Source organism: Nodosilinea sp. P-1105 (genome assembly GCF_012911975.1).
Classification (GTDB): Bacteria; Cyanobacteriota; Cyanobacteriia; order Phormidesmidales; family Phormidesmidaceae; genus Nodosilinea.
This window is the reverse complement of sequence record NZ_SMDQ01000025.1, coordinates 23,840-42,781: the sequence shown is the minus strand read 5'-3', so window position 1 is coordinate 42,781 and position 18,942 is coordinate 23,840. Positions and strand designations below refer to the sequence as shown.

Below are 18,942 nucleotides of genomic sequence, written 5' to 3'. Positions count from 1 at the left end.
TTGCGTTGCAGCCTCCATACGCTTCTGCAATTAGAAGTCCCCGCTACCTCAGAAGCGATCGGACGCCACGAAGACAGTAGGGTAAACCAATTCCTGATATAGTGTATAGTACATATACACTATATAGTTTTTATGTACTATACTTGGTTGAGTTGGGTGTTATCGTAATTTACCTTCCTGCTAGGTTACTGCCTGGTAAAAGTTTCCGGGTTGCTAGAGGTGCCTTGCGAAAAATAAAGGGTAGGCCCTTTATGCAAGGAGAATTCCCAGTGGAAAAATTTTTCGCGTGGAAAGAAGAGGTTGAAAGCTCTATGACGTCTATTTCTGATAGGCTCCAGCAAAGAGGAGGCGATAAAGAGAAGCTTCTCAGTGATTTGGAGGAAATTGCCGATGACATTGAGGCAGCTTCAGCGGAGGTCAGCAAACTAGGTTCAAAAGACTATCTTGAGGTTCTCAATTTATATCTCACAAAATTTCCTCTTTTCCCATCAAAGCCTAAAGAATTTAGCAAAGACCTCGACAGTTTTAAGTTTCTCGTGGCTAAGGCTTTACGTATATCGGCAATGGGACAAGGCGGTGACGAAGTGGCACTTCAATTTTTACAACAACGGGCTATTGATGATGTACGTTCAACGAGCTATCGTGTTTTAGCCAATAACAGAGAAGACTATCTGACGGAGTTCAGCCGAATGGCGTCCCTGTACGATAACTCCTTTACGGGACAGTTTTATCAATACCTAGCAGAAAACTTTTGAGTACCGTAACTTAAGACATTCCAATTTCTTGCTCTAACTTTCGGGCTTCGGCAATTCTTCTCTGCCTTTCGCTAAAGTCTTTTAGCTGGGTTTCTACTTCCTCAGCCAAATTCCCTATTGATTGCTGAATTTCCTCCATGTCAGAAATTGATATAGCTTCCGCTTTCAGTTTTTGCTCTGCAAATTGACTTACCTTCGATAACTTTATTTTAATATCTAGCAGTAGGATAATTCGATTAAATAAATGGTCTTCGACAGTCGTTTCCTTAGCAGATATAACCTTCTCAAACTGAGTCTTTTCTCTTTCTCTAGCGACGTGAATTTCTTCTACTCTTGCCTCAATATTCGTTTTTTCTAATTTAAGAACTCGGTTTTCTTTAATCAGCCTTCGACTTTTACTTATAAGTTTTCTGGTTCTCGTATCTGTAAAGAATATGATAGCTAGAAGCAGAACAAACAAACCCGTAACACTATAAATGGTGAAGATTCGCTTATCTTCTGGTAGATGCTCTATAACAAAAGGGACGACGGCAACCTGAAGAAGTGCCAATATAGCCAGAAATCTTTGTCCTTTAGGCAGACTGGCAATCGGGTTGACGAGTTGGCCTAGCCAATTGAATAGGCCATTCACAGCTTCTGTCATGTAGAGACTCCCTGTTAGCTATCGCGCTACTGATAAATTTAAGATTGACCAGTGGATAACAAGCTAAATTTCAGCCTAAGTATACCAAAGTTATAATTCTTGATAGCCCTCGCTGACGAAGATGCAACCTTTTGAAACGATGTTTCTTCAAGAGCTTGGATTAAGATAGCCTGGAATGGCTGAAACAAGTCGACTAATAGTACACACAAACTACAACGGAAGGTGAAGTGGCTTTAATCGTCTTGAAAGATGATTTGGGCATCTAAAGCCAAAGTTCTAGTTCAGTTATTCAACAGAAGCAGACAATAAACCATTACTCATCAGGATCTTGCTGAGCGTAACGTAAAGCGCTTCCTGACTTTCTCGAGTGTGATTTAAGAAAATGGTTCCTTCAGAAAAGCCAGCATCTTCATCACTGTAGAATGGGGAAATGCTATGCTTTGCCTGGCCAGGAGCAATGGCCCAAGCAGCTTTGACAATATAATCATATCCCTGAGACGTGTTTGCACGAATTGTCTTCTTATATTTATACTTATCTGGCCAAATTGATTTACCTCCCAAGGTGGGGTCAAAAGTAACTATGTTTGGGTGGCCCAGATCTCTAAAAAATTCCAGTGAAATATCTGGGGTATGCTTCCACTCACTCTTTGGTTCTCCTTCATAGGCAGGTTGCCAGAACCCATAAGAATTTTCAGGCCAAGCACCGTCAATGAATTGATGCTTCTTCTCAAAGTAAACCTTTAAATTCAAACCCGGATCTTGGGGGTGTTCTAGTTCACAATATTGGGAGTTAAACCTTGGATTCCCATACAGCGGAGATTTAGAAGCAGATGATGTCTTCCTAAAGCCCATTTCTTCTAGGGCAGAAACAATTTTTAGTAGGCACCACCTTTCATATACCTCTTGAAAAGGCGCAACCTGAAACTTAATCACTTCGTCTGAAATGTTTATATAGTTTAATATCCCATCTATCCTTGCTAATATCTTCCAGACTGTGGAGTAGCGATCGTCATAGTATAGTAATTCTGAACTGAAATTTAGACTGGGAGGGCGATAATCTCGGTCTAGGAAAGAAAAACACTTGATATAGTAGCCAAACTTATCAACTTGCTCTTTTATGTCTTTCAACTCGTTGTGATGCTGCCTGATATCAGCCTCTAGCTTATTTTTGTGGGCTCCACTATATATACCAGATTTAATTTTTTTTAAATCTTCAATATATTGTTTAATCTCATCTGAGATATCTTCTAAATAACCCAAAACTCTTTTTATGCATTGAAGGGAAATATAATTTTCTTCAATATTGTGAGTTGCATCTATTTGCGTTGAGATGTAGTTATCTGGAACCGCTCGCCCACCTATAGTTTGATAACTTTGTACTGTAACAAAACCACAACTTATGTGCCCACTCGATAGCGAATTAGACTGTGCTCCTTGCAAACTGTAAAAACTATGTCGTGCATAGTTTCGTTGAGCTGGATTAGCAACGATTTTGGCTATTGCCCTGCCTAGATCGTCCAAGTAAGGCTTTATTCGCCAATATACAGCAAGGATTTCAGAACTGGGTGACTCTTCATCGCTAGAAGCGCCTACTTCAACTTCCTGCTCAAAGGGAGAAGTAATATCAGCTTCTTGATTAATCGACTCTAAACCTTGCTTCACTCCCTCATAGACGTTCTCGTACCAAGCATCATAGCCAAGTTCGATAACGGTTGAAGCTAATTCCTCAGTTTCGGTTAGCAGAGGAGTTTGATCATCGTCGCAGAGAGTAATTTCAGCTTTTGCAGCACACCAAAACTCTCGACTGATTCTAGTAATATCCTCTGTCTCTGCGGCCCAATAAGGATGATTGGAGAAATCATATCCCAGTTTTAATGAGATAGAATAGTCGTTCCGCCATCGCCGGATAGGATCAGTTCCTAAGTATAGGTAAAGATATTGTGGTAAATCACCTGAGTAGCCAGGTAACCTAACCGAGAAATCCATGCTCTTCTTATTTCCAGCAAAGATATTTTTGGTTTTTATTTCGTTTGAAACTTGCAGGTCAATAGGCACAAATCGCCCATTGCCATCTCTAAGATATATTTCAATTTTTCCGTACTTCAAAGTCAAGACAGACATAGGAATGAAGAAAATTAAAAGGCGGATTGGCCAGGATAACCAGCTTTGATTTTCTCAATTATTTTTGTCGATTGCTTCAAGTGACCTTGCTGAAACTTTTCCATGGTTTTGACAAGGGTTTTTCTGTAGCTCTCCTCACCTTCAAAACGGTTGTAGCCTGGTAGTTTTGACAGGAAGATAGAAGATATGATCTCATCAATCACTTCTTCTATGACTGATTCTGTTGTATTAGAACCTTCTAGCTCTACATAGGGATGGGCTTCGAGGTGAGCAATTGCTGTATCAATTGTTCTAAATCCAAATGCTGCTCCTGATGCTGAGCCAAGGTCATAAAGAACATCCAAATAGGCATGAAATTGGGCCAGCACCTGGTTGGCAAACGGCACGGGAGAGCTTTTATTTTTAGAAAAGTCTACAACTCTTTCCTTAGAAGGAGTTATCCTAATCAAAACTGAACGGTCAAGGACCTTGGGGCTCAATGCTTTAGAAGCTGAGTCAGTATTGATAGTTGCGAAGAGCTTAAGGTTAGATGGGATTAAGACGCTCTGGCCTGTTTCCTGGCAAACTGTCATCTCAGCGCTTTCGGATTCCATAACAGAGAGCACCTTAGCGAGATACTGCTCAGGCTGCGCCAGATTGAATTCATCTAGACAGACGAAGAACAATCGATTTATGTCTGCAATGTGGTGATGCTCAGCTCTTTTTAGAAACTTGAAGAAATTAGTTGGGTGAAATTGCTCAGTGATCTGGCTGTAGAAACCCAACAGGTTCTCAGAGGAGAACCAAGAAGGTAAAACTGGTTCCAGCAAGTGAAACTCTTCGCGATAGCTCTTATAGGTCAAATCTCGGTTGAAATATTCTGCGAGAAGCGAGACTAGTTGGGTCTTTCCAGACCCAGGTGGACCTGCCAGGATAGCAAGGCGAGAATGTTTGTTTTGAGTGTGGGTCCAAACCTGTCTAAGTACAGAGGGTTCATAGCTAAAGCCCTGATCAGAGACAAATTCTTCAAAGCCTCTAAAGCTGATTTCAGTACCAGTTTCGTAGGGCCTTAGCTCTACATGAATTTCCTGTTGTTGGGCAGGCTGAATTTGCTGTGATTCCTCAGCTTCGGCTTTCTGAAGATTTTTTTTAGGAGCTTGTTTAGCAACCTGGAGTAGTGCTTCGAGAATTTCAGAGTTCTGGTTAGCCTGTGATTTAAGTGCGTTTGTGAGTGATTCCAGGCTTTCCTTCAGATCTTCAGACAGATGAAGTGTTGTCTCGGTTTTAGGAGAAACCGAGACGTCTAGATCTTCTGGTGAATCTATGGGTTCGTACAAGGGCAACAACTCTAAAGCCTCTTCGAGTGTTATTTCACAAACTTGATTCCAGTCCGGTAGTCTTACATAGTCACGATCAAAACTACCATGAGCTAAGGTGGGACCGTTAGGGCGCTCAATGATCTCTACAGGTGCCCCCGTTTGGGGATGAACACCGAGGAACCGGGGTAGAATAGATGCCGAGGGGTAGGGCGGTAGCTGCTCGAGGGCATCTTCAAGGGTCATTTCTAAGGCGGTTTCTAAACTTGGTAGCAGGATTGTATCGAGGTGAATCCACGGGATTACATCTTCAACCTGTGAACCAAAGTCTGTTTCTAAATCTGGTAGCAGGATTGTATCGAGGTCCCCATGAATTAGGACAGGTCCATCGACATTGTAGTTAATACCTACTGCAGCTCCTGTATGGGGATGGACTCCTAGGAAGCGGGGTAGAGTGACCAGGGCTATGGCTTGTTGTGGGTTTATCTTGTCTGGACTTAGAGGATCGCTAATGGGAATTATTTTGTAGCGAGACTTTTCATTGTCATTTTCCGTAGCGAGGAAATATTCCTTTTCGCGTTCAACTAAATGAATCGGGAGTTTAGTTGATGGATTATACGCTACTTCTTTAATCACCTGATAAGTTCGATTCTCGATAACGATATTTAGCTCATGAGGTTCTTCAGCTAATCCTGTACTTGGTACGACTTTCAGCACTTGGAAATGTTCCTCACTTAGAGAATAGCTGGGAGCAAACACAGCTACCGAGGTATTGTTCATTCCAAAGTCTATACACACATAGGCCCGATCTTTTTCAAGATTAATGTTGACCGGTGCAAGGGAAATATCAATTTTTGATGGACGTCCTTTATTATCGCATCGACGATAATCTTTCGATAAAGGTAGAAACCTATAGAAATAGGGATCCACTCTCAACTTGGAAGGACTTAAATCTGACGACCTAACGTTTGGTTTGTCAACTGCTGTACTAAAATATAATCCCTCAGGGATATTTCGGCCTAAGCCAGTGGGTTCTGAAAGATTTAAACTTAATGTTTGAGGACGAGGATTACAGTCTGTCGTAAACTCTAGTCTTAACTGTTCAGGTAATTGATCTATTTCTGCTGAGCTGAACAAATCTCGAGGAAAATGAACACGACCATTATTATTTTCTGGTGCGCTCTTCAGAACCTGCTCAACTGTAAAAAGTAGATTTTTAGGAGTTCCATTCCGGCTTGTAAGTCTTCGAATGTTAAGAACGTTATTCTTGTCATCTCTGATATTTAGGCAAACTGTTTCAGCCATTGGAAGGTCATTCTTGGTTTCTTCCTTATCCCGCAACGTCCTTTCTAATATTGATATACCTAATCCTAAGGAAGCTAGACTACTGGGATCTGCCTTAGTCGCATAGCTGACGGTATGGTTTTTTGAAAAATATCTTTGTAACTCGGGATCGTTGCTCAGATTGTCTCTGAAGCGTTGGAGCTTGCTGGTACCACCTGCTAGAAGAATTCCGTCTATTGCAAATTTCTCACCAGTATAGTTGATTCTTTGATCGTTTTCTGCGATCGCAAGAACCTTGAGTATATTTTTCTTGATTTTCCAGTTCCAGTCCTTATCAAAAGCCTTGTCTAAAACATCTCTGGAGAAGCGATAAGTCTCTCCGCTAGTTTTCAAGGATTTAGATATCTGAGTATCATCACTGCTTAAAATTGAAACTTTTGCTTTTTCGACAAGCCTTAAAATCTTACTCTTTCTTTCTTCATCGTAAGAGAAGTAGGGAGCGTCATTAGGCATAACCTCACTAATGATCGACCGATCATAATCCGTGCCTCCATATTGAAAGCTTTCATAAATAGGAAAAACACGAGCGACTTCACCCGTTTTAGTCAGGTGAACAACCGCAATATCTGTAGTACTACCGCCAATATCTATGATTAGATAGTTGGCCTTCGGGACACCGAGATCTATTTTTCTTTCACACTGAGTGAAGTAATAGTAGACTCCATACTGTTCATAGAGGAAACTATCTCCCTGCGTTAGCTGAGGGAAGTTTGATCGCTTGAGGATTTCGTGCTTGAGAGTTTTTCTCAGAATGCTTTTTATATTATTTTTATATGTCTGTGATTCTGTTTGCTCGTAACCGGGAGCCGTGAAATAAAAGCTGAGCTTGACATCAGGTCCTAATACCTCCATCAGCTTTTGTTCTACATTGGCACAAAGATCGGCAATGTAGTGCTCACCAGCCTCAAAAGGAGAAATCCAGGTATCTTGAGTAACAGTGGGCTCAGCGCCTTCCTTTACGGCCAGCATTGACCACGATGAAGGATCATTCTTAAGCTCCTTCTGTTTAGACAGCAAGTCCGCTTTAAAATTCCAGTACAGGTGGCTACTGCGATTGCCAGTTGTTGAGAGACTGCTCTCAGACAGATGGGCTAACTCAAAATTTGCAGTCTGCCCTACTCTCGTTCTGCGGAGTTGGGTAGGGATGATGTAGGATTTGCCTTCCTCGGTATCTGGCCCAAGTCGTAGCAGCCCTATCTGATATTCCATCGTTGACCTCTTGCCGGGGCTTCTTTCAGGTTGCCCAAGATCATCGGATCTCGGTAAATGTGCTACTCCCCTTTACAAAGTTTTCCCAATTATTCAGCAATAGCTTTAAAGAAAGCATCTTTTCCGTCGGAATAAAATTGGATATCGACCTTCGTGGCCATATCATCTGAAAGGTCATAGAGCTGCTTGCGAGCTGAAACCGGCATGAGCAGGGCTGTTGCGCCTTTTTCCACAGCAAGCTCGGCGATGCTGACGGCATTGTAGACCGGCTCAATAGAGCCCCCCAGGTTTAAGCCACCGACAATAATGAGGCCACCTCGGATATTCCTCTTGAGCAGACCGCTACATAGGGCAATGAGTACTGCCAGGCCAAGCTGGCTACCGCTGCGGGAGGTATCAAAGGCACGCAATTGGACAGAAAATTCGTGGGAGCGGGGTTCGCGATCCCCCACCAGTTCTTTGGCTCTGGTGTATAAGTTTTGCTCGGCGTAGCGGACGCTCTCTGAGAAGGCTTGAGGCGTGGGGCGGTTCAGAATTTTGACGCCAGATCCAGGACCTTCGGTTACTTCAATGCGATAAAGCCCCGGATTCTCGTCCATGCTGCCTGGGCTGATGCTCCATACCTGGCCGGGATCTAGGGGGTCACTGCCAATGCTGTTCTCGCTCTGGAGTTCAGGAGTAACGACAAACTTCTCTACCCCTTCTTCCCCCATCTGGTAGCTGAAGTGGGTATTGCGAAACTCGGCAGCCCCCACCCGCTTTTGCTGTTCTTTGACTCGACGGCGAGATTCCAGCGCCAACCGGGTCGCCCACTCCACATCTTCGTCAGGAATCGTTGCCTCTGAGGAGGGGTAAAGCAGCTTTAAGAGGCCGCTGATTAACTTGTTGACGGCATTGGTGTCCCTGCCGCTGAGGGCACCGCCGAAAAAGACACGCCCCTGAAGTAGGGCCAGGCGGCTCTGCTGGCGCAGTTGGCTAAAGCACTCGGAGAGGAAATCACTCACTAGCCCGAAGTGCTCGGTCAGCAACTCCTTCGACATTTTAGGAACATCCCATCCTGGAAAGTAGGCGTGGATGCGATCCATGAAGGCGGTATCGTCTCGCATTTCGGGGGGCATGGGGGAGAACATGTGCCCCACCCGCTGCTGGTGCTCTACATCGACATCAAAGTTACCTACCATGACGATGCTGCCGTCAGCTCGAATGCTTTCTTTCCCCCGACTGAACTCTCCTGATTCCATGTAGCCCTTCATGATGTTGACCCCGTCTTTCTGGTCAAAGGAGATACCAGAGACCTCATCAAAACAGACGACGTCGTACTGACAGACCAGCCCTCGCTGACCGGTGGCGTTGTTGACGAACATGCGGGCAACGGTGGCTTTACCACCAGATACCAGATGGGAGTAGGGCGACACCTGCTGAAAAAGATGGCTCTTACCTGTTCCTCTAGGGCCAATTTCTACCGCATTGAAGTTCCGTTCGACAAAGGGCACCATGCGCATGAGGATGACATCCTTGGCCCGCTCTGCCAGGTGGGTCGGTTCCAGCCCCACACTGCGGATCAGAAAATCTTTCCATTCTTCGGTGGTAAAGAGTTCACGACCTCGGGCCAGGGCACCTAAAACATCCCGATTGGAAAGCTGAATTTCCCTCAAGCTCTCGATCCCAAAGGGGCGACCGTTGTTCTCCTGGGCGATAACGGCGTCGTAACCTAATTCGACTTCGGCGTAGAAGCCCCCGGTGAGCATGCGCTCGTGTTGGTGAACCAGTTCGCTATCGATGCGCACATCTCTCAGGCGCAAGCTGGGAAGTTCCACCAGGTAGGAATCGGTCTTGGCATCCAGACGAGCGGAGATGACATCGATGATTTTGACGGAACCCTGTTCGCGAGCACGGGATTTGAACAACTCTTCTTCTCCAGCTTTGACAGTACGGTTAGCCAGTTGGCGGCTAACGATTTGGAGTCCCTCTTCAATTTCTTCTGGGTCTGTGCTGGCACAGTAGCGGCCCAGCAAAAACTCCACCACGTAGGTCGGTACGGGGTACTGTCGGCTAAAGGTACGCACCAGGTCTTTGCGGACGATGTAGCCTTCAAAGGTTTTCGCCGCTAGTTCATCGAGGGTGTCTAGTGTAATCCCCATGCCTTATGTTTAACCCCCAATCATGGTGACTTGTTTGGCTACCACGTTACCCTGAGCATCCAGTAAGACGATAACAGCCGGGTCCCCCTCAGTACTGTCATCTGCGATCGCAAGGGATGCTTTTCCTCCAGAAATAGGTTTCCCACCTGCGGCCAGGGAAGTCGAAGCATCGGCAGGCTTTGTGCGCATGTCTACGGTCATATCGGGTGAACCATTTTCTACAGTGACACGGCAGCGCAGCCCCAGCCACTTAAATTCACTAATATTAGACATTTGTACTACTGTCTGCCCCGTGACCGTCAAGACAGGCGTCACACATTCCTGCAGGCTAATGCCGCCATGGGCGTACTCAAGACCGGCTCTGAAACACCGAATGCCTGTGGGCAGGGCAATGCGAACATCCCCTGACCAGAACCAGGGCTGAGTGTCAATATCGGTGGCAGAGGTCTCTTTAAGGGCGGCACAGCGTCCCCAACGGGTTTCTGCCAGATGGCCGGGAAAGTCTTGCTTGGGCAGCCCTTCTGGCATAAGCAGCCAGCCGTGATCGGTGATGACCTGAACTTTTTGCCATCCGGCATCGAGCAAATCCTGTATCTGTATTGAGAGGCTGCGGATTTGTCGTTGAACTTCGTAGGCTAGCTTGAAGCCATTACTATGGCCATACTTGTCGAGTTCTCCAGATTCGGTCCAGGCGATGCCCTTAGGATCGCCGGTATCGTTGCTCTTAAGCTGCTGGATTTCCTGGCTTTCTAGCAATTTGGCGAAGCGGTCGGTGGTGAGGTCCTTACTGTCTTCTTTAAGGGTGGGCCGGAAGTTAGACCCATCAGCAGACCCGTGGATAAGATGGGCAACGGGAGAGACTGCCGGTTTAGAGGTTGCCGTTACTGTCGGTAGGGGTACCCACTGCCAATCTTCTGCAACTGTCAGCCCTTGCTCTTCAAGTTCCTGCTTCAGCATTTGAGCAATGTCGAAGCGGAGCCCATCAGCAAAGAGCAGGCATTCGCCCTTGCTGGGATTAGGAGCCTGGAGGGCGGCAGCAGAGCCCAGGGGATAGCTCTGCTCCCGAATCAGGTTTTGCAGGTGTTCGGCGGTTTGCTCTAGCCAGGGCTGATAGATGGTTCGGATAGCGCTGAAGACAGCTCGACAATCGCTATCCCGCTCTACACAGGCAATCGCTTTTAGGACGGCAGCATCAGCCTGCCAGCCGCTGCCGATGTATTGCTCCACCATGGCCTGGGGTGTATGGCCACCCAAAGAGGTTTCAACCCCGTTCGCCAGGGTGATCAGATGCTCCAGAGCCTTGGCGAGGGGAGCTTCCCCCAGTTCAGCCCAGACCCATGCTCGTCGTGGACCATGCTCCGCTTCTAAATGGCGCAGTTGCTCAATGGCTTCGGGAGCGGTTGACTGCTTCAGATTGAGGAGTCTTTGACGGAGGTCTGCTTCTGCTCCTTCATTCACATTGGGCCAGGTCGAGCGGTCAGTAAACATGTTGGGGGTTGCGGGTGCCGCCTGCTTGAGCAGGTTAGGAATGCTGCGATAAGCACCGGGAGCTTCGGCAAAGCGATCCCAGACGGCATTCCAGTTCTCTTCTCTGTTGCCCAGTTTTTCGGCTCCGGTGATGGCTCCTTCCTGGTCGGGGTTGAATGTGTATTTGGCCTGGCAGACGGAACAGAAAGCGTTCCAACGCTCTCCGGCCCAACTGGATTTGATACTGTCAGGGTCATTCAGCCAGAGCAATACATCTCGCACCGGGTCAGGAGTGAGTAGCTGATTAAAGTCTTCAGCTTCTAACTTTTTGCGCTGGAGTGCGCTAATGGGAGCTTCGGCTAGGAGGTTGAGGGCTCCCTGCATGGCTTTAAGGGTGGCCTGGTCTTGGGCAACATCAAGCCCCAAACCTTCTTTAGACTTGAGGAAAGCGAGAATCGTCCAGTCGCGGCTGTTGGGTTGGCTCCAGAACACACCCCGGTATTGAAGCTCAGCCAGGGGTTGAAGTTCCCAGGGGCAGTTTTCTACCGCCCGTAGCTGCTGACGGCTGATCCCTGGCAGGTAAAGAATGGGTACGGCGGCAGCCCAATCCGCTTCTGGCAGGGTGCCAGCAATCATGCACTTAAGCCAAATGGCAGGCCCGGTTTTGGTTTCAGAGTTGTACGGCCCAAACGTCAGCAGGTGGGGAAGTTGCGATCGCAGTCGCGGCATGAGTTTTTCCCACTGTTTTTTTTCGTCGGTCCATAAAACAACTGCCGGGGAGGCTTCGGCGTTGGGATTATGAGTAGACATACCATTGAGGGCCTGGATGAGCGCCTCAAGGACAGTCATGGTGGGGGAAAACGGTTTGGCAGGGGAACTGGCTGTACTCATGCGGTCGGAAGAGACTGAATCCACTGAAAATCAGGGTCGGTGAGCGGGGGGATGGGCTGTTGGCCGTAGTCGATCACCAGATCTAATGATGCTTGTTCATAGATATCCTGCAACACCTGATTTAGATCAATTGTGGGTTCTTCATCGCCAGACTGGAGGGGGAGGGGAAAAACGGGAATGGGTTCTCGCAGGCTAAAGGGGTAGAGTTCGGCTTCGGGGCGGCTATTGGCCCGGCTGATAAGGATGCGGTAGTCAGATGGGACACCGCCGGACATAGGCAGGGGTTCGCCGGAACGAAGGAGATCAATTTCTACCAGATGGCTGAGACTTTCTAAAACTTTGTAGCGCTTGGCGGTGTATTGGTTTCGGCCTTCGCCGGGGCGTTTGTTTTTGGGCGAGAGGACTTCGATCATGGTAACGACTTTGCCAGTGCCGATCTGCCGGATCTCCAGGTAGCTTTCTTTGACTTCCTCGGGCATGGGGACGTTGACTTTGATCGGCTTGCTCAGGGTGCTGGTGGCAACGGCCTGGCCCTTACTTTGCTGGCTTTGGAAGACGGACACATCGGGGATGCCGACCAGTAGAGAGTCGGTGTAGACTCGCTGTTCAACGGCGGCCCGGTACTTGGGCTTTAGTAAGGGATTGAGGTTGCGGGCAAGCTGCACGATTAACCAGGCGTGAACTTCCGTCCAGATGTCGGGGTTTTCTAGATAGGGGTTCATGCCGGGGAAGACGGGAGTCATGGTTATCACAAGGGATAGATTAGACCAAGGCTAAAGGTTACCCCCAGCCAGGGCAGGTTCGGGCTGCAGGGTAGAGGCTAGAATGCCGAGAATCTGGTCGATTTCTTTAATGTAGTAGTCATCACGGTCGATGTAGACCATTTGTTCGACCAGCTTTAGAAATTTCCAGTCGGTACCGGTGGTAACCGCCCCATAAATGATGTCTTCGGAGGTGCCTTCTTGCTGATTGAACAGGTAGGCTGCCAGCATGGTAGCGATGCACTGGCCCAGACCAGCTTTAATGTTTTCGTTTTTGGCTTCCACGATGGTCATGACCGGGCGACTGATGTAGTACTGCTCGGGGGAGCGGGTGAGAATAAAGTCGCACCGACCTTCTAGCCCCTTGGCAGCGTCTACGTTGAACTCGGATCCTGAGAATAGACTGACCTGGTAGTTGAGGTGTCGCCGGACTTCTATCAGCACGGGCATGATCACCAGCTCTGACCTGGCTTTTTCGGTATTGATGGCATTGACCAGGGGCAGATGCTCTTTGAGGGTGAGCTTGAGGTAGTCACTAGGGGCGATGGGTGGGACTTGAGAGAACAAGTCAGTTCTTTCGTTGATGGTGAGGTTGAAGTCTGCTTTGACTTTGCTGAGGCTAAAGTTGCTGTAGGCCATAGTAAAGACTTCGGTAGAAAGATGTTTCTATTTTAAGGGGATAGCTTTTGATTATTCGGGCACGAAGGGCTTGCTGGGGACTACCGATCCTGAGCTAGGCGGCATGGGCAGGCAAAAACTCAGCTAGAACTTGCTCCAGGGGAACCTGGCGTAGTTGAGCTAACTGAAGAAGTGCCTCTGCTCGTTGGGCATCGTGCTGTTCGATTATGAATTTTCTCTCAACGTTTCCAGTCGTTTGCGTAGGAAATAGATGGCGTAGGCAAAGTAAGGCTCATGCTGACCCATTTCGTCACGACGGCTGAGTTGGTCAATTACTTTCTGAATTCTTGGAGCAAGTTGGCTACTTGGTGAGAACGGCTGTAGTTGCTGAAGCGCTTTATTTAGTGCTGCCTTTCGATTATTTCTATGAATCTGAATGTTGAGTCTCAGAATATCATTAAGCTCTTGTTTGATATTTTTTTCCTCGGAAGTAATTTCCCCCGTTGGGCTAAAGTAAAACTGGTCTTCACAGATAGATTGAGTTGGGTTGATTTTAATTTCCTGGCTACCCTTGCTTTTGTCGCAGCAGTATAAATGCTTTGGTTGGCCCTGGTTACCATCGCAAGCTGCCATTAAATTCCTATAATTCAGTCTCAAATCTGGCTTTCCGTTTTGCCCGTTGTAAATTTCGCGTGGTGCCCAATGCTCTATTCGAGTTTTATATTGATACTTCCCTTTTACTTCGACGAGTTCGTTGGAAATTCTTTTCATGCAGTAGCAGCAAATGTATCCCTGTTCTTCTAAGAGAATTTCTCGTAGGACATCTTTATTAGGAAAATTATCATAAGCTTTTTGAGTACCGGGAGAAAGACTCTTACGATATTTTTCGAGTGATGATGGCTCGTTACCTTTTTGAATATATTTCATCAGTCGTACAGAAAAGCAAGCATTGTATTAGCTCTTACAATTTCGGTGTCATTTTCTCCAATGGTTTTCTTGAGATCTTCTATCGCTGCCTTAGCATTATCTAGTTCCCCCTGGTCAATTAAATGGAAACAGTGATCTAACCTTGCTCTCATCCATTGGGGACGTTCTTCAACTCCCATGAATTCATAGAGAATAGAATTTGTATCCCGACCATAGGAATGAGGATTGTTTTCAACAATCTTCCCATCTTCCAAGATGAAGATGCTCTCTCTTTCAATATTACTCAGCACTTGAGGGGAGTGGGTAGTGACAATAAACTGACAGCTTTTGAAAGTCTCGCGCAAAGCAGGGATAACATTCCTTTGCCATTGAGGATGCAAATGAGCATCGACTTCATCGATTAAGACAATGCCCTTGCCCTCTCGAAGAATCTGGTCGTGGTTTTGGAGTGATGGGTTGGCTATAGCCAGCCTTCTAGCGATGTCAGCCACAATCAAGAGTAGACTTCTTTCCCCATCAGAAAGTTGCTCAATACTGAGCCTTTCATGACCTTTTTTAATTTCTAGCGTACTGACAACCGATGGTTTAAATATAAAGTCATCCCCTTTACTAGCTCTGACAATACGCAGATCGTCAAACAAGTTTGATGCGTTAAGCCTGTTGAAAAAATGCTTAATGGCATGTCGAATGACTTCTAATTTAGGATCTTGGTAGCTTTTATCTTCTCTAACGATGATTTGGTTTTCTAAGTCTTCTTCTGCTCGAAACCAATTTAGAAAATCGTCAAATCCGGCCAAGCTTCGCTCAAAAGAATTTTGAAAGGCAGACAACTGGCTAAAGCGATAGCTTTTTGCCTTACTGGTGGTTGCCCCCATGGTGGGCGATAGCCGATGGGTATGATAGTAAACTAAGATTGGCAGGTTGAAGTTATCATCTTGATTCAGAGCACTGATGACTTCTTGGGAATAGATTGAAAAACTTTTTTTCTCTTTAGCACCTTTATTGTGCTCTTTGCTGACTTCCCATTCCCAGATTTTGTGCAAAAAAGACCATTCCTGGAGAATTCTCAACTTGTCAGCTTTGACGTTTATGTCGTTATCGGTCAGCAAAAAGCCTGCTCTTCTGAGTCTTTCGGTTTTGCGAGCAGTGTCACCCAATAGATTGATGACAAACTGCGCTAGCAGTAGGCCAATCGCATCTAGCACTGAAGACTTCCCTGCGCCGTTGATACCGATGAAGACAGCTACATTGCTGTCTTTTGGAAACTCAATTTCCAAATCCTTAAAACCCCGGAAATTCTGCAGGCGAAGGCTCTGAATTCTCATGGCTGGGTGGCCTCCTGGGCTTGGCGCTTTTCTTCTAGGGTAAGGTGAATGTCGTTAAGGCGCTCTTCGCCCCAGGGGGAGTCGGGGGGATTTTTGCCCCGGTCTTTGTTCCATTTGATGTTGGGGTTTTTGCGGAGTACCCCAGCTTTCATGAAGGGGCGGATGTTGAGGCGGACGCCGTCGTTGAGGTCGGGGTGCCAGCCGATGGGTTGTTGTTCGAGGGGTTTCCAGCGGACGAAGATATCGTAGGGCTTTTCGCTTGCGAGGATGAGGGCAAGTTTGTCTTGCAGCTGTTTGGCTTTGAGAAGTTTGTTATCGGCCCCGCTGGTGCCTGCTTTGACGGCGGCCTGCTGCTCCCGAATCCAGTCGCCGAGGTAGGTGTAGGCGAGGGTTTCGAGGCATTTGTAGTCGAGCTTGTGGTAGTTGACCAGGGCGGCAAAGCCGTCTTTGAGGCCATCCCAGATGTGCCAGATGAAGGGACGGCTCTGGAAGACTTTGCAGTGCTTCTCGAAGAAGTAGTTCCTTAGCCAGTCGTCTAAGCCTTTGTCGCCGTAGCCGTCGGGGTCTAGCAGTTCGCGGAGTTTGGTAGATGTCCAGCCTTTGCCGTAGGCTTTGACCAGCAGGTTACGGAGTCGTTCTGATGCGGGTTGCTCGCCTCGGATGGAGGGGATACAGACGATACCATCGTCATCAATCAGTTGGTCTAAATCGTCATCTGCCTGTTTGTGCCAAGAAAAATTTAGAAGCCGTGCAATAGCGACTTGTAAAGGATCTGTAGACGAGGAAACAGATCCTTTAAATATCCATTGAGTTGGGTCCTTTGAATATGGCTCAGGTAATCCATTAGGAAATTCTTCCTGTGCAACTTTTTGCCAATGCTCAAGATCAAAGGAAATCTTAGTGAAGGAAGAATTGGCAACCTTTAGAGCAGGATCAATTTGGCGAATCAAATCATAAAAGTCCTCAGAACGACAAAAAGCCCAAAGAGCAGGTAAGTGGTCCGGATTATCCGGAATAATTGGCGAAGTATTACTGTCAAATATTTCTCCAAAGTAGATGGCACAAGGCAAGTGTCTCATCTGACTTATTGCAACTCCGGGCTTTTCCCAGGCTGATAATCCTTGAAGTCTTGCTATACTTTCTCCATCATCAACCCAATCAACAATGCTTTCTAAGCCTCCGTAAAAAACGGATTCCTCTACTGTACTTTGCAAATATCGCCAACGTTCGTCAAGAAAGGGAAGTTCCCAAAAAAATCTCCGAAATCTTGGGTCATCGCCAGTTTTGATGCCTTGGTAGGTCTTCGCATATCTTTTTAACGGAATTCCTCTTTCATGGGCCTCAAGGATGATTCGGAAGTCAGGATTTTTAAGCTGGCCATGCTGGGAGACTTTTGCTAAGGATTCTCTTTTCAACAAACAAGGCTTCTCAGCCGTCACTCGATTCTCTGTGATATCAATACCATGTATGACTGCTTCCTTAGAGACTTGTCTATTCGTAATCACGAAAAGTTGAGTTTTGGCAGCCCACCAGTTCATGTCTTGAAAAGCTGCCGGGCCTAAAAAGGATACAAGCTTCCATTCCTTTTCCTTTAACAAAAACTTTCTAAAATCTTTGTAAGTTGGCTTAAAAACCCAATCCTGAGGTGTTACAAGAGCTATGCTGCCATCCGGATAAAGGAAGTCTAAACATCTATCAACGAATACAGTCGATAAGTCAGACTTTGCTTCAGAATGCTTGGCGTCACAAAAATTTTTCAGCTTCTCAGATTGTTTTCCCCGATACAAGAAAGGAACATTTGTCGCGACTAAATGATATTTGGTGGATAGGAATTTAGCGGCTGTAGCTATGCCTTGCGCTGCGACTCCCAGCTCTTCATTCCAATAATTCTTTTTATTTCTCTCAGCTACTAGTGCTTGTTCTAATATTGGTAGGAGTTCAGTATAAGTGGCTTCAAGTAAGGGTTGATCAGACTGATCGGCTGGATTGATTAAACTCCCATAAGTAGAAGCGCCCTCAAAAAGGAAGTATAGGCGGCTCATTCCTCGACGTAACCTCGAATCATCCCCAGCCAGAGCCAGCCAATCCTCCCGCTTGGCGCTAATAGCAATTCCAGAACAGGCAATATTCAACTTCGGCAACTGCCGATAGCCCCCCGCCTCTGGATACGTCCACGCTGCCATCGCCAGGGCAAAGGCCGCAATTTGGGTACAGCGCTCATCAATCTCCAACCCATAAAGATTTTCCCGCAGCACCGCATCACAGGCGGCCTGGGCCGAAAGCCCCTCTTCCTGCATCCGCATAGGCACCAGCAGATTGAACTCTGCCACCAGAAAATGCCCTGAACCGCAGCAGGGGTCGAGGATGCGGAGTTCCTTTGCGGTTTTGGGCCAGCCGGGGAAGGTGCCGGAGGCGGGGGTGGGGTGGGAGGGTGGATGGGTGGATGGGTGGATGGGTGGATGGGTAGGTGAGGTGGGTGAGGTGTTAGATGGGGTGGGTGTGGTTTCGACGAAGCGGAGGTAGGGCATTTCTAAGGGGAGGGGTTCGGTGGGGTGGTGGCCGACCCACCAGGCTCCGAGGGTGTTTTGCAGGAGAAAATCCACCATGTAGTCTTCGGTGAAGAGCTGGGTGACGGCGGGGAGTTCGTCTGCGCCGATTTTATTGCCAGACTTGTTGACTTCCTCCTTGCGTTTCGCCTGCCAGAACTGGTAAACCCAGCCCAAGCTATCGCTGGCGGTAAACACTTCCGAGGATAACTCTGCCAGCAGCTTTTCCAGGGCCTGTTTATGCTCCAGGGCAAAGGTGAGCTGTAGCAGGGGGTCATCGGGGCGAAAAATTTGGGGCAACATGCTGGCCGCATAGCGAGAAGCCAGGGTCCAGGCATCGATGCCTTCCTCTGCCGCCAGTTCCTCACATTCCTGTAGAGATACGGCCACCCCTTCCGGGTGCATCAGCAGGTGGTTCTCCGCCAAAAACTTGGCAAACAACATGCGGTGCCAGTACTCATAGGCACACTGCCGCACCAGGCGGGTAATCTCCTGGGTGCCCTTGCGCTCATCCCGCACATCCCCCAGTTGCCGCCCCCGTGCCCGCAGGCGATTGCGAAAGTCGCGCTGGTCTGCCGTCAGGTGCTTATAGGGCTCAGCTTCCCCTACAGCCAGAGCTTCCAGGGCGGCTCTGGCTCCGGTTTCGGCAATGTCGCGGGCATCGCAGACGGTGTTTTCAAGGGTTCCGCGCAGGTCAGGGTGGAGAGTGGGCATGGGGCAAGGCAGAAGGTAGAAGGCACAAGGGAGAAGGGGGGGGCTGTTACCCCCGGATTCTCTCTTGGAGGTAGAGGGGAGGTGGAAGGGGTTTTCTACTTCCTCCTCGCCCCCTGGGAGAGGGGGATTGAGGGGGTGAGGGCAGAGCTAGGCATAGGGTAGTTGAACCATAGGGATCAGGATAG

The 18,942-nt window shown here is 47.6% G+C and carries 12 protein-coding genes; 2 read left to right on the top strand and 10 right to left on the bottom strand.

From position 1 onward, the window contains the following. Nucleotides 1–251 precede the first annotated feature (251 nt). Nucleotides 252–755, top strand: coding sequence for a hypothetical protein (locus E1H13_RS12480; RefSeq protein ID WP_169613747.1), 504 nt, complete (start codon nt 252–254; stop codon nt 753–755). Nucleotides 756–765: 10 nt separating this feature from the next. On the opposite strand, the gene E1H13_RS12475 is transcribed toward E1H13_RS12480, so the two are convergent. The 10 genes from E1H13_RS12475 to E1H13_RS12430 all read right to left on the bottom strand — a co-directional run bounded on the left by E1H13_RS12475 (nt 766) and on the right by E1H13_RS12430 (nt 18,487). Beyond that, entirely contained in the window at nt 766–1,398 is a 633-nt protein-coding gene (locus E1H13_RS12475; protein ID WP_169613746.1) for a hypothetical protein, read from the bottom strand. A gap of 285 nt (nt 1,399–1,683) precedes the next feature. Beyond that, nucleotides 1,684–3,519 carry a hypothetical protein gene (locus E1H13_RS12470; protein WP_169613745.1) on the bottom strand — a complete coding sequence of 612 codons (1,836 nt, stop codon included), beginning with the start codon at nt 3,517–3,519 and terminating at the stop codon, nt 1,684–1,686. Between the two features lie 14 nt (nt 3,520–3,533). Then, a complete protein-coding gene (locus E1H13_RS12465; RefSeq protein WP_169613744.1) occupies nt 3,534–7,367 on the bottom strand; it encodes a topoisomerase C-terminal repeat-containing protein in 3,834 nt (1,277 codons plus the stop codon). 89 nt (nt 7,368–7,456) lie between these two features. Further along, nucleotides 7,457–9,508, bottom strand: coding sequence for a protease Lon-related BREX system protein BrxL (gene brxL / locus E1H13_RS12460; RefSeq protein WP_169613743.1), 2,052 nt, complete (start codon nt 9,506–9,508; stop codon nt 7,457–7,459). A gap of 9 nt (nt 9,509–9,517) precedes the next feature. Further along, nucleotides 9,518–11,824: a BREX-1 system phosphatase PglZ type B gene (gene pglZ / locus E1H13_RS12455; protein ID WP_169613742.1), complete on the bottom strand. Its 2,307-nt coding sequence runs from the start codon at nt 11,822–11,824 to the stop codon at nt 9,518–9,520. Between the two features lie 38 nt (nt 11,825–11,862). Next, on the bottom strand, nt 11,863–12,609 hold the full coding sequence (locus tag E1H13_RS12450; RefSeq protein WP_169613741.1) for a DUF4058 family protein: 747 nt from the start codon (nt 12,607–12,609) through the stop codon (nt 11,863–11,865). Nucleotides 12,610–12,639: 30 nt separating this feature from the next. Continuing rightward, a complete protein-coding gene (locus E1H13_RS12445) occupies nt 12,640–13,266 on the bottom strand; it encodes a hypothetical protein (RefSeq protein WP_169613740.1) in 627 nt (208 codons plus the stop codon). Nucleotides 13,267–13,470: 204 nt separating this feature from the next. After that, nucleotides 13,471–14,172, bottom strand: coding sequence for a TIGR02646 family protein (locus E1H13_RS12440; protein WP_169613739.1), 702 nt, complete (start codon nt 14,170–14,172; stop codon nt 13,471–13,473). Beyond that, nucleotides 14,172–15,497, bottom strand: coding sequence for an AAA family ATPase (locus E1H13_RS12435; protein ID WP_169613738.1), 1,326 nt, complete (start codon nt 15,495–15,497; stop codon nt 14,172–14,174). Before E1H13_RS12435 ends, E1H13_RS12440 begins: the two co-directional genes overlap by 1 nt. Further along, nucleotides 15,494–18,487 (bottom strand): DNA methyltransferase, encoded by a 2,994-nt coding sequence (locus E1H13_RS12430; RefSeq protein ID WP_206070417.1) that lies wholly within the window; start codon nt 18,485–18,487, stop codon nt 15,494–15,496. The genes E1H13_RS12435 and E1H13_RS12430 overlap by 4 nt, the downstream gene beginning before the upstream one ends. A 3-nt stretch (nt 18,488–18,490) precedes the next feature. Between E1H13_RS12430 and E1H13_RS28295 the strand changes: the two genes are divergently transcribed. Beyond that, a complete protein-coding gene (locus tag E1H13_RS28295) occupies nt 18,491–18,919 on the top strand; it encodes a hypothetical protein (RefSeq protein ID WP_206070414.1) in 429 nt (142 codons plus the stop codon). Nucleotides 18,920–18,942 lie beyond the last annotated feature (23 nt).